The 12,486-nt window shown below is 61.0% G+C and carries 11 protein-coding genes and 2 pseudogenes; 9 read left to right on the forward strand and 4 right to left on the reverse strand.

Annotated features, from left to right (window positions below; translation table 11 throughout):
• The first annotated feature begins 19 nt into the window (after positions 1-19).
• The 6 genes and pseudogenes from K6N12_RS16900 to K6N12_RS16925 form a co-directional block, all read left to right on the forward strand.
• Positions 20-1,162: a Gfo/Idh/MocA family protein gene (locus tag K6N12_RS16900; protein ID WP_222135083.1), complete on the forward strand. Its 1,143-nt coding sequence runs from the start codon at positions 20-22 to the stop codon at positions 1,160-1,162.
• A 9-nt stretch (positions 1,163-1,171) separates the two neighbouring features.
• Positions 1,172-2,155, forward strand: a complete 984-nt coding sequence (locus K6N12_RS16905; protein ID WP_222135082.1) for a Gfo/Idh/MocA family protein — start codon at positions 1,172-1,174, stop codon at positions 2,153-2,155.
• A 32-nt stretch (positions 2,156-2,187) separates the two neighbouring features.
• Positions 2,188-3,315 carry a Gfo/Idh/MocA family protein gene (locus K6N12_RS16910; protein ID WP_222148903.1) on the forward strand — a complete coding sequence of 376 codons (1,128 nt, stop codon included), beginning with the start codon at positions 2,188-2,190 and terminating at the stop codon, positions 3,313-3,315.
• A 96-nt stretch (positions 3,316-3,411) separates the two neighbouring features.
• On the forward strand, positions 3,412-4,308 hold the full coding sequence (locus tag K6N12_RS16915; RefSeq protein ID WP_343228880.1) for a phosphoglycerate dehydrogenase: 897 nt from the start codon (positions 3,412-3,414) through the stop codon (positions 4,306-4,308).
• Positions 4,309-4,310: 2 nt separating this feature from the next.
• Complete coding sequence (locus tag K6N12_RS16920; protein ID WP_222135079.1) at positions 4,311-5,084, forward strand: HpcH/HpaI aldolase family protein; 774 nt, start codon at positions 4,311-4,313, stop codon at positions 5,082-5,084.
• 278 nt (positions 5,085-5,362) lie between these two features.
• A pseudogene (locus K6N12_RS16925) lies at positions 5,363-5,887 on the forward strand (IS30 family transposase); the annotation flags it as partial.
• Positions 5,888-6,117: 230 nt separating this feature from the next.
• Here the strand turns inward: K6N12_RS16925 and K6N12_RS16930 are convergent.
• Positions 6,118-6,381 carry a helix-turn-helix domain-containing protein gene (locus tag K6N12_RS16930; RefSeq protein WP_003555700.1) on the reverse strand — a complete coding sequence of 88 codons (264 nt, stop codon included), beginning with the start codon at positions 6,379-6,381 and terminating at the stop codon, positions 6,118-6,120.
• A 118-nt stretch (positions 6,382-6,499) separates the two neighbouring features.
• On the opposite strand from K6N12_RS16930, the pseudogene K6N12_RS16935 reads away from it, so the two are divergent.
• Positions 6,500-7,389, forward strand: a pseudogene (locus K6N12_RS16935) (LysR family transcriptional regulator).
• A gap of 268 nt (positions 7,390-7,657) precedes the next feature.
• On the forward strand, positions 7,658-8,578 hold the full coding sequence (locus K6N12_RS16940) for an ArdC family protein (protein WP_222148904.1): 921 nt from the start codon (positions 7,658-7,660) through the stop codon (positions 8,576-8,578).
• A 63-nt stretch (positions 8,579-8,641) separates the two neighbouring features.
• On the opposite strand, the gene K6N12_RS16945 is transcribed toward K6N12_RS16940, so the two are convergent.
• The 3 genes from K6N12_RS16945 to K6N12_RS16955 form a co-directional block, all read right to left on the reverse strand.
• A complete protein-coding gene (locus K6N12_RS16945) occupies positions 8,642-8,887 on the reverse strand; it encodes a WGR domain-containing protein (RefSeq protein WP_222148905.1) in 246 nt (81 codons plus the stop codon).
• A 91-nt stretch (positions 8,888-8,978) separates the two neighbouring features.
• A complete protein-coding gene (locus K6N12_RS16950; protein WP_222148906.1) occupies positions 8,979-10,661 on the reverse strand; it encodes a type IV secretory system conjugative DNA transfer family protein in 1,683 nt (560 codons plus the stop codon).
• Positions 10,658-10,969 carry a mobilization protein gene (locus tag K6N12_RS16955; protein WP_131711878.1) on the reverse strand — a complete coding sequence of 104 codons (312 nt, stop codon included), beginning with the start codon at positions 10,967-10,969 and terminating at the stop codon, positions 10,658-10,660. Before K6N12_RS16955 ends, K6N12_RS16950 begins: the two co-directional genes overlap by 4 nt.
• Before the next feature lie 286 nt (positions 10,970-11,255).
• Here K6N12_RS16955 and mobQ point away from each other — a divergent pair.
• Positions 11,256-12,486: MobQ family relaxase (gene mobQ / locus K6N12_RS16960; RefSeq protein WP_222148907.1), on the forward strand; the 1,231-nt coding region annotated here is incomplete at its 3' end.

Here is a 12,486-nt window from a genome sequence, read left to right on the forward strand (position 1 = left end):
ACATTCGAGGAGGATTCCCATGGAGAATATTCGTTTCGGTATCGTCGGCTCCGGCTACATGGCCAAGCTGCATAGCTTGGCGCTCAGAAACATCGGCGCTTATCTCTGGCCGAAGCTGCCGCGCATCGAGATGGTGCGCATGGCCGATATCGTGCCGCAGGCGGCGAAGGAGGGGGCGGAGCGCTGGGGCTGGCAGAGCCATACTAGCGACTGGAAAGAGGTGACGCGGGCCGATGACATCGATGTCGTCATCATCATCACGCCCAACGATAGCCACGCGGATATCGCCATCGATGCCTTCGCCCATGGCAAGCACGTCTTCTGCGAGAAGCCGCTCTCCAACACCGTGGCCGAAGCCGAACGGATGACTGAAGCAGCCAAGGCTTCCGGCAAGGTGAACCTCGTCAATTTCTCCTATCGCACCTGGCCGGGGATCGAGCTTGCGCGCCAGCTCATCCGGGAGGGCGAACTCGGCGACCTGCTGCATTTCGAAGGACATTTCTTCCAGGACTACGCGGCCGATCCGAGCCTTCCGTTCTCCTGGCGCTTCAACAAGCCGGTTTCCGGTGGCGGTGCCTTCGGCGATATCGGCTCCCATATCATGGATATCGCCTGCGCCCTTATGGGACCCGTCGAATCCGTCACCGCCAAGACGCGGCGTCTCTATGAAAAGCGTCCCGTCAACGGGCTGGATGCGAAGCAGGTCACCGTCGATGACCTGACCGCCTCGCTGGTCCAGTTCTCGAACGGCGCCCTCGGCTCGGTCCATGCTTCATGGGCGGCAACGGGCCATAAATCCGACCTGAGCTTCTCTGTTACGGGTACGAAGGGAGCGCTCTCGTTTAGCTGGGAGCGCAACAACGAACTGCACTTCTTCAGTGCCGACGATCCCCAACGCGTCGGCGGCTTTCGCCGGATCATGCTCGGGGGCATTCATCCCGAGGCAGACCCGTTCTGGTATGCGCAGGGCCAGGGGCTCGGCTATGGTGAAGCCTTCGTCGTCACTGCCCGCCGCGCCATCGAGGCGGTCATCAACGCGAATGCGAATGCGGCGCCGAACTTCGCGCAGGCGCTTCACATCAACCGCGTCATTGCCGGTGCATTCCAAGCGGCGGAAGAGGACCGCTGGGTCAAGATCAAGAAAACGACCGCGTTCGACTGAGATCATATCATGGCACAGTACAAGATCGTCATCATCGGGTCAGGGCGGATCGCCGACGTTCACGCGCTGTCCGTCGCGCGCAATCCCGGTTTGCAACTCGCGGGCTTCGTGGACCCGTTCGGCGGACGCCATTTCGGCGAGAAATGGTCTATCCCGCGATACGAGACGTTCCCTGCCGCCATTGATGCCTGCAAGCCTGACGCGCTGGTGATCGCCTCGCCGACCGAAACCCATGTGTCCTATGTGCTGGAGGCCTGCCGCCTCGGCCTGCCGACGCTCTGCGAAAAGCCGGTGGCTTTTTCGCGAGAGCCGATCCTGGAGGCGATTTCGGCCGTCGCGAGCAGCGGTATCCCCGTGGTTCTCGGCTTCCACCGCCGATTCGATGCCTACCGGCAGGAGGTCCACGCGCGCGTCAGGGCAGGAGATGTCGGCAAGGTGGAGCATATCCTCCAGCTCAGCCGCGACCCCCGCCTCGCCGCCCGCTCGGAGCTATTACATCAGGGCAATATCGTCGCCGATATGGTCGTCCATGACCTCGACGAATTGAACTGGCTAATGGGCGGTCTTCCGGAGCGCGCCTATACCCGACTAGACCGCAACGCTGACCCTACGCTCGCGGAGATCGGCGTTTTCGATACCGCCAACATCATGCTCTCGTGGGAGGGCGGGGCGGTTGCTCATGTATCGGCGACGCGGCGTGCGGCGCATGCCTTCGAACAGCGGCTCGAAGTGTTCGGCGGCGAGGGCCGGATCATTTGCGAGGACCCGCGCATCAGCCCGGTGATTTTTGACGGCGCGAAGGACACCCGCATCGGACGTCGCTTCGAGCATTTCTGGGACCGTTACCGGCCCGCTTACCAGGCCGAGATCGACCATCTCGGCGACGTACTCGCGAAGGGTGTCGCACCCCTTTGCACACTGGAGGACGGGCTTCGGGCCTATGATCTTGTCCAGCTCGTCCTTTCCTCGGTTCAGGAAGCCGACAGGACCTGAGCCGGATATCGATACATTTTATGGAGGAATGCATGACGGAGAAAAGCACAGTCGGGATCGGTATGATCGGTCACGCCTTCATGGGTAAGACCCATTCCATCGGCTATCGGGACATTCCCGTGATCGCGCCGCTCGACGTGCCGCGCCCGCGTCTCAAGGCGATCTATGGGCGCGACACCGCCCGGCTCGAGGAAGCCCGCGAGCGCTACGGTTGGGAGCGCGCTGTCTCCGACTGGCGCGAGATCATCGACGACCCCGATATCCAACTGGTCGACAACGTCGGTCCGAACTCCATTCACGTCGAACCGATCATCGCCGCCGCGCGTGCCGGCAAGCATGTCTATTGCGAAAAGCCGCTTGCGCCCGACGCGGGCCAGTCCTTCGAGATGTGGAAGGTCGCCCACGAGGCGGGTGTGAAGCACATGTGCGCCTTCAACTACCGCTTCTTCCCCGCCTTGCAGCTTGCACGCCAGATGATTCATGATGGCGAACTCGGCGACATCTATCATTTCCGCTCGAATTTCCTCGTCTCCTCCTCTCTTTCCGAAAGCCGTGTGAAGGGCTGGCGCGACGACAAGTCGCTCGCCGGCTCCGGAGCGCTCGGCGATCTCGGCTCGCACCATATCGATATCTCCCGCTTCCTGCTGTCCTCCGATCCCGTCCGAGCTACGGCCGTGACAGGGATCGCGGTCGGGAAGGCCGGCGATGAGCAGCGCATCGAGACCGACGATCTCTTCGCGGCCCTTCTGTCCTACGAGAACGGGGCGCTCGGCGTGCTCGAAGCCTCTCGTGTCGCCGGCGGTAACATGGTGACCAGCCGCATCGAGGTCGACGGATCGCGCGGCTCGATCCGTTTCTCGATGCAGAACCTCAACGAGCTGGAATTCGCCGGCACGGACAAGGCCTGGCGTCGGATCAACGTGCTGCGTGATGGAGATCCCTACCAGAAGAACTGGCTGCCACCGGGACACCCCCTGGGCTGGGTCGACACATTTAGCCACGAAGCCATGCACATGCTCGCCGCCATCGGCGGATTGGGCGAGATCGCGCCGGTCGGCGCCACATTCCGCGACGGCTATTATTGCGCGGAAATCGTCGACGCCATCGTTCGCTCCGCCGCCGAAGGCGCGAGCGCAAACATTACCTATCGCACGCTGTAAGGACCGGACATGGCAAGGGTATTTATAAGCTGGCCGGGTTATAGCGCGGCTGACGAAGACACCGGCGCGCGGCTGGTCGCGGCGGGCCACGAACTTGTGCTGCAGCCGAAGACGGGAAACCGGACCGCCGAAGAGCTCGCGGCGCTGCTTGCGGATTGTGACGCGGCGATCGTCTCTACCGATCCCTTCACACGTGAAGTACTGGCGGGCGACAGGAATTTGAAGGTTATCGCGCGGGTCGGTGTCGGTACCGATTCAATCGACCACGACGCCGCGCGGGAATTCGGTGTCGGCATCTCCATCACACCTGGCATGAATGCCGAGACGGTGGCGGACCAGGCGCTGGCCATGATCCTCGGCCTGATGCGCCGCGTGGTAACGCAGGATCAGGCCGTGAAAGCGGGCCGCTGGGATCGGGTGGGGGAGGCGACACCGACGGAGCTTTACCGCAAAACCGTTGGCCTGATCGGCGCCGGCATCATCGGCAAAGCGGTCATCCGCCGTCTTCTTGGCTTTGGCGTGCGCGTGCTCTATTTCGACGCGATGGTCGAGCGCGTCGATGGCGCGGAGCGATGCGGCTCATTGGAGGAGTTGCTGGCGAGTTCAGACATCGTCTCGCTACACGCGCCGCTTTTGGCGGATACCCGAGAGCTGATAAACGCCGAACGTATCGCTCGTATGCGAAAGGGATCTTATCTGGTCAACACGTCGCGGGGGGGCCTCGTCCACCAACCCTCGCTGTTTAGCGCACTTCGCTCCGGCCATCTCGCTGGTGCCGCCCTTGATGTCTTCGAGGTCGAGCCGCCCGGCTCGGAGGCGTTGGCTGACGTGCCGAACCTCATCGCATCGGCCCATATCGGAGGGATCAGCAAGGAGTCGATCGCACGCATGACCCGCTCCGCTACGACATCCGTGCTCAGCGTGCTGAAGGGAGAAATCCCCGACACGGTGATCAATCCCGATGCGTTACGCATCCGTTTCGCAGGAGCCTGACCATGGAGAAAACCCGGACTTTCAAGCAACGGACACGGGCGCGAGAACGCACCGTCGGGACATGGATAAAGACGCCGTCCAGGATCGTCACCGAGGTTTTGTCTGGCTCGGGCCTCGACGTATTGTGCCTGGATTCCGAGCACGCGCCGTTCGACAGGATGGATCTCGACGGCGCGATCCTCTCTGCGCGAGCGCAGGACATGCCGGTCCTCGTGCGCATTCAAGCGCCTACTGCTCCGGAAATCCTGAATGCGCTCGACCTCGGCGCGACTGGCGTGGTGATCCCGCATATCTATGACGCAGCCAGGACGCGGGAACTTGTCTCTTCTTGCGTCTATGCGCCCGGCGGACGCGGCTATGCGGGCTCCAGTCGCGCAGCCGGATACACACGGGTCAAGATGGCGGACCATATTACGGCTTCAAACGATCTAACGACGATTGTGGCGCAGATCGAAGACGCGGAAGCCCTGTCCAGTCTTGATGACCTAATGACCATCGATGAAATCGACTGCTTTTTTATTGGTAGAGCAGATCTGGCCGTTGCTCTGGGCGCGCCTTCAGCCGTTGCTTCTCAAGTAATCGAGGCTTCCGAGAAGATTTGCGAGGCGGCGGCTCGCCATGGCAAGGCCGTCGGAATGTTTGTTCCCGACCTGGCCGAAATCCCACGTTGGAATGAGCTCGGGGTCAGCCTGTATTTGCTGGAGTCCGATCAAGTCTTTTTGCTGAATGGTGCGTCACGTCTCAAACAAGCAGTGTACCAAGGATGCGGGCTCTAATCGCCAGTTCCTTCGTTATCCCGGAGAGAGATCGTTTGGCTATGGTTTCTCTAGGACTGCCTAAGGCAGCCGACAACTGCAGAGCGCGACGGTCGCCTTCAATTACTAAGTCAGAAGGAGACGACATGAGCTCTGCACTGCTCGCGGCTATGTTTGCGTTCTTGAGCGGCGTTCTCCAGCCAGTCCAAGCGACGTTGAATGGCAAAGCCGCGATTGGCGGTTGGGCGTGGGGTGGGCTAAGGCGAGTTCCATAAATCTGCTTACGCCGCTGAGACTTGCCGCTCGACTACAGAATCTCCCAACGACCTGATTTTATTGATGATCGATCACAGTTCGGGCATTGGGAGGGCGATCTCCTGATCTTCCGGCGTGAACTCGGAGAGACCAACGTCACCTCTCTCGTCGAGCGCAAGAGCCGCTATACGGTGATGATCAAGAACCGCAGCCGTCACTCGCGACCGATCATGGACAAGATCATCCATGCCTTCTCACCATTGCCGTCTTTTGCACGCCGAAGCTTCACCTTTGATCGCGGCACGGAGTTCTCCGCTTTCAGGGCTTTGGAAGATGGGATCGGCGCCAGGAGCTGGTTCTGCGATCCCAATTCGCCTTGGCAGAAAGGCGCTGTCGAGAACACCAACAAGCGCATTCGACGCTTCATGCCTGGCGATACGGATCTGTCCAACGTCGCTCAGAAGCAACTTGTCGACCTCGCCCATCACCTGAATTCGCTGCCAAGAAAGTGCTTGGGCTACAAAACACCGGCCGAGGTCTTCATGGCGCATTTGCGTGAATGCGGCTGATCCCCTACCCTTCAAACGCCCATGTTGCACTTGGTGTAGATTCTCCATACTGTTTGGTTCTATTCCCAGCAGAGTCGAGCTTAAACACCATATCGGACAGCACAGACCAATCAGAGTGCTCATTTGCACTGCGATTTCCGATAGCGATTGAAGCGCGAAAGAACCTGCCGCCTGACATTGTGACGATCCCTCAGATCAAATCGGAGCCAAGGCTTTTCCTGCACGGATGATCAAGCCTTTGGCTTTCGCCCCGCCTTCATTGGTTCTGGCTTGCCTTCGGACGGTAACGGTTCAGAGAAAAACTCCGAGATATCAATCGAGAGCGCGATTGCAAGTCGATCCATAAGATCAATGGAGGCATTGTGCTTGCCTCTCTCCAAATCGCTGATAACGGTTCGGTCCACCTGCGCGTCCACAGCGAGGTTCTCCTGTGTGACTTTCCGCGAGACCCTGAGATTTCGCAGGTTCCAAGCTATGCGAGCGCGAGTGTCCATATCTCATGGCCACCATCTTGCATTGCGTTAATCCATCGGATATATCCGACATATTACCATTGTTGTCGTAGTTGATCGTCGAATGATGCGATGAAGGGCTTCAAGAGGAGACGTGCAAATGGAACTACGCCAGCTCTCCTACTTCGTCGCGGTGGCCGAGGAACTGCATTTCGGCCGGGCGGCCGCCAAGGTGCGCATCGCCCAGCCGGCGCTCAGCAATCATGTGCAGGCGCTGGAGCGCGAACTTGGCTGCGCGCTGTTCATCCGCTCGACCAGGCGGGTGGAACTCACAAGGGCAGGGGAGATCTTCCACGAGCGCTGCGTCGGGATCCTGAGCGAGGTCGATCTGTCCGCCGAGATCACCAGGGCGGTGGCCGGCAAGACGATAAGGCAGATCAGGATCGGCACCGTCTATCCGGCGACCACCGGCGTGCTGCCGGCGTTTCTTTCAAAGATCGCCCGCAAGTACCCGGATATCCGCATCCATATATCAAGCGGCAATACCGGCGACATCATCCGCGGGCTGGAAAGCGGCCAGATCAATCTCGGCTTCATCCGGCCGGTGGAAAACATCGGCTCGTTGCGCTTTTCCTCGATCGCCCATGAACGGTATCTGTTGGCGGTGGCCAGGACCAACCCACTGGCCGGGCAGGGAGAGATCGCCATCGACGATCTGCGTTCGGAAAGGATCATCGCCTTCAATCGTAAGAACCTCTCCTATACCGAACGGTACTTCAACGAGAAGTTCGAGGAATACGATCTGACCGGCAACATCGCCTATAGCTGCGACGACACCTATTCGCTGGTGTCATTGGTCTCGGCAGGCCTTGGCATCGGCTTTGCGCCGGAATGGACCGAGGGTCTGCCGAACCGGACCTTCGAGCTGAAGGCGGTCAGGGGCATCGACTTCAGGATCGGGCTTGGCGTTGCCTGGAATAAAGAGGATCCAACCGCCTCGCGCGACGACATCGTCCTATCGCCCGCTCACTGGCGCGGCCGGGCAGGTAAGCCATCTTCGCCGCAGCTCATCTGGGATGCGGGCGATGTGACGCCGCCTCGCGATTCTGCCATGTCCGCCTCCGTCTGAACCTCCCCTTTGATTGCGGCCATCGCGTCCTGCCCCGGCTTTTGGTCCTGCCAGGCTCGCGCCGCCGGCAACGGCTTTGCCGTCCTCCACTTCGTTGCGGCCCTGCGGGTGCAGGCAGCGCTTGCAGCCCGGCTTTCGGACCGCCGTAGCAGGTCGCGATGGCCGCGACCTCGAAACGGAGGTTCCAACATGAGCAGCCAGCAATCCAATCAACGATCCGATATCTACAGCCGCATCACCAACACGATCATCGCCGATCTCAAACAGGGCGTGCGGCCATGGACCAGACCCTGGACGACGGGACATGCGACAGTCGAGGTCGGCCGGCCACTGCGCCACAACGGCCAACCTTACACCGGGATCAACGTCCTGCTGCTGTGGTCGGAAGCCATCGCCCGCGGCTTTGCCTCATCCCGCTGGATGACGTTTCGCCAGGCAATCGAACTCGGCGGCGCCGTTCGCAAGGGCGAAACCGGCACGACCGTGGTCTTCGCCAGCTCGTTCATCCGCACCGAGACGACCGAGACGGGGACCGAGATCGAACAGGACATTCCATTCCTCAAAGCCTACATGGTGTTCAATACCGATCAGATCGCCGGTCTTGATGGCCGCTTTGACGACGGCGCACCTCACCAGGATCCGATGAGCCGCATCGGCGATGCCGGCCGCTTCCTTGCCAATACCGGGGCGCTGATCCGCCACGGAGGATCGGCTGCCTATTACGCCGCTCAGCGTGATTACATCCAGATGCCATGCCCAGATGCCTTCCGGGACGATGCTTCCTATGTCGCCGTCCTCAGCCACGAGATCACGCACTGGACCGGCGCGCCGCAAAGGCTTGATCGCGATCTCAGCCGCTACGCCAAAGATAGGAGCGATCGTGCCCGCGAGGAGCTCATCGCCGAACTCGGCAGCGCGTTTCTCTGCGCCGATCTCGGCATTGTCCCGGAGCTCGAACCACGCCCCGACCACGCATGCTATCTCGATGGCTGGCTCAAGGTTCTGGGCAACGACAAGCGTGCCATCTTCTCGGCGGCAGCACATGCCCAGCGCGCGCTCGACTACCTGCATTCCCTGCAGCCGGAGTGCGACGAGGAGGAGGCGGCGTGAGCCGTCTCTTCCTTCACTCAACTGTCTCTTCCTTCACTCAGGCATAAGAGACGCGGATGCGGATCACCGTAGGACCCGATAGCCTCGCGACCGCTTCCTGCGCAATAGGGTGAGCAGGAGATCGACGGCTTTTGCCTCGCTGTCGAAGATATTGATCTTCTGCTGCCCGCGGCTGCCGATGCGTCCCCAGCTGCGCACCAGCGATGTCCCGCCGAAGAGGTTCGGCTCGATCGACAGCGCATAAAAGCGGGCCATGTTCTTCGATGGGTCGATGCGTTCGATGTAGAGACGATAGGGCTGAACTGTCATGCGGGCAGAATCGCAAAGACCAGATGCCCGCGTCCAACGACATTTGTGAATCGATCCGGCTGGATCGATTCACGTTGGTGATGTCGCCTCGTCAGATCTGTGATGCAGTGAACAATCCGACGAATTCCGGATCGGAATAATAGCGCAGCTTTGTCGCGACGATGGGCCGCTGGCCGGCGATGAACAGCAGCTCGGTCTTGGCATGCATGTTGCGGACTTCGTCTGGCGTCAGAAGTGGTCGGGCGACATGCTGCTCGGCGAAGGAGAGGCCGGTCCTTTCCGCATCGAGGGCGCGCGCCGCGGTGTTGAACACTACGGTCTCCTGGCCAAGCAGATCGGATACCAGACGGGCGCTGTCGTGATCATTGACGCCGAACACTTGCAGCACGCCGGCGTTGGACAGAAACGTGCCGGCACGCTGGCCATAGGTGGCGCGCAGTTGATGAATGTCCTGGATGATCGGCCAGAGTTGCACACCGTAACCTGCCATCAATCCCATGGCCCGTTCGATCGGCGCCAGATGACCAAGGGCGGTAAACTCGTCGAGCAGATAGAGAACAGGTGGCGCAGATGGATGCGGCGAGGGTAGGGTTCGCGCAATCTCGGTCAGGCTTTGGGCCACCAGCAAACGCAGCCAACGCGAGTAGACCGCAAGCCTGTCTGGCGGCAAGACCAGGAACACGGTCGCCTTGTCTGCCTTGAGGTCAGCGAACCGAAAGTCCGATCGCCCCAACACCCCGGTCATGCGCGGACTGTCGAGGAAATGCGTGTGTCGTTGGGCCGCCGAAAGCACTCCGCTGGCCTCACGGTCCGACTTGCCGAGGTGGCGATTGGCAGCCCGCGCAATCAGTCCGTTGACCGCGTCACTTGCCTGCATCTCGTCCAGCACGGCACGGAACGCTTCCGGCGCCAGCGTCAGCAAATGCCTGAGTGTGGTCAGCGTGCGCCTGTCGTCTGGCTGGCTGGCGATCACATGCAGCAGCAATCCAGCAATCAGCGCTTTGGCTTCCTCGTTCCAATGCGCATCACCTGACAAGCCCGGTTCGTCGAACACGAGTGCGTCGGCAAGTGTCGTCGCATCCTCGGCGACATCGACGCTGTCTGGATCAACGCCGTCGATCGGATTGAAGGCAGCCGAAGGTCTGCCGGTGATGCCGAATGGATCGAGGATATGAACCGGCCCGAACGTCTCGCGCGCATCACCGGCGATGATCGCGTTCTCGCCTTTCGGATCGATGCAGATGATCGAGCGGTCGGCGGTCAGAAGGTTCGGGATGATGGTGCCGACACCCTTGCCGCTGCGCGTCGGCGCCATGGTCAGAAGATGAGCCGGCCCGTCATATCGCAGCAAGCGACCGGAACCTTGCGCGCGGCCGATCAGCAGGCCACTGCCCGCCTTGGTGAGTGGCGCAATCTCTCTTCGGCCGGCAAAGCGCGCAGACCCGTGCGTGTCGTCGCTGACAGTCCCAAAATGCGTGATCAACGGAACCGACAACAATCGAATGAACAGCACGATGGCAAAGGCCATCACCACCCAGTCGCCGACATGCCAGACGATGTCACCTCTGCTGCCGCCGAGGATCACGCGTCTGAGGTAGTCGATCCCGAAGTAGACGGTGAACACGACAAGCAAATAGCCGACCGCACCCATGACAAACGACTTGGCATATCGCAGCGGAAACGTGATCAGGGCGACGATCGCCCAGAGCGGATCGCGGGACGCCAGGCGCATCATGTTTGCGAAGGCGGTCTTGATCTCGTTGGCATGGATCATGATGCCGCGCTCCCGTTGCCGATATTGCTAATAGACGGGTCGTGCGGCCGTGGTTCGAGCAGATCGTCGAACAGATCCCGATCGCCATCGCGGGTGAGAAATTTTGGCAATTCGGATCTGAGCCAGGCTGCCAGTCCGCCGCCGATCTGCACATCGCGATCATTCTCCAGCCGATGCAGCACAAGTGCGCCGATCAACACCTTGCGGCGAGTGTCGATGGCGCGCTCCTGCTTGCTGAGCCGGATCTGCAATGTCTTTCGCTGCGCTTCCAGCTGCGCCAGCCGTTCCCCAATGGTTTTGCGTGCCACTGTCGTTGTCTCCCTTCTCGTCGATAAGCGATCGGCCCGGCGCCATCAGGACAATGACCGCACACGATCGCATGCCCGGATGCTGCAGCGACGGGTGCATGTCGGCTACCCGCAAATCTGCGCGTGGAAGCGACCGGGTGAACGGCTTACGAGGTCATCGGGAGATTGCCGCGTGCTCCCACCAGTGCCCGAAGGAGCCAAGCGACGAAGGCACAAGGGCGCACTTACGAGTTGCTGGCGCAACTCAAAGCGCGGGCCGGCGGACCGCTAACCAAGGGGACATGTGATGGCGATCTATCACTTCAGCATGAAGCCGATCGCCCGTAGTGGCGGGCGCAGTGCTGTCGCGTCCGCCGCCTATCGCGCCGCCGTGAGACTGACCAACGAGCGCGATGGGCTGACGCATGATTTTAGCAACAGGACAGGTGTCGAGCATGCCGAGATCGTCTTGCCGGCTCGTTCTTCTGGCTATTGGGCGATGAAGCGATCCGCCTTGTGGAATGCCGCCGAGCGTGCCGAGAAGCGAAGTGACGCCCGGATTGCCCGGGAATTCGAAGTCGCCCTGCCGCACGAACTGACGCCGGATCAACGCCTGGTGCTGACGCGTGCGTTCGCGCTCTATCTCGCCAATCGCTATGGCGCTGCCGTCGACTTCGCGATCCATCGACCAGGCGAGGGAAGCGACATCAGAAACAGCCATGCGCATCTGATGATGACGACGCGCCAGCTGACAGAAGCCGGTCTTGGCGACAAGACCTTGCTTGAGCGGGAGAACAGGTGGCTTCTCGCCAACCACCTGCCGCCATCGCAGCTGCAGCTGAAGGAACTGCGCCAGGCTTGGGAGCATCTGGCCAACTCTCACCTTGAGAGGGCCGGCCTCGATATCCGTATCGACAACCGTTCGCATCTGGAAGCCGGGATCACGATCGAGCCGACCGAACATGTCGGTGTGCATGCGACCGAGATCAATCGTCAGGGTGGGGCAGTCTCTCGCGCGCGCATCTCACCGCAATCGGCCGAGCGAAATGCCGAGACCATCCGCAGGCGCCCGGATGAGATCCTGAAGCTGATTACCAACGAAAAGAGCGTCTTCAACCGCTATGACATTGCCAGGGCTCTGCATCGTTATATCAACGACGATCCGCAGACCTTCCAGAATGCTTTTGCCGCGGTCATGGCGTCGAAGGCTCTGGTCGAGTTGAGGCCCGACAGTTCAAGCCTTCGCGGCCGTGACGGGGAGGCGCGCTATTCGACGGTCGAGATGGTGGCAATCGAGGGCGCGATCGCAACAGCCGCCGTGGCGATGAAGGCGCGCCAAAACCACGGTGTGGCGAAGCGCAATGTCGATGCTGCGATCGCCGCTCAGGACAGATCGATCCAGGCGGGGAATCCTTCACCGGGGCAGGGGCTGTCGGCGGAACAACGCCAGGCGATCGAGCATGTCACGGGTCCAGCTCAGATCGCCGTGGTGATCGGCTTTGCCGGTGCCGGCAAGAGCACGATGCTGGCGGCTGCCC

It is taken from the genome of Rhizobium redzepovicii, from assembly GCF_019793435.1.
GTDB classification, from domain to species: domain Bacteria; phylum Pseudomonadota; class Alphaproteobacteria; order Rhizobiales; family Rhizobiaceae; genus Rhizobium; species Rhizobium redzepovicii.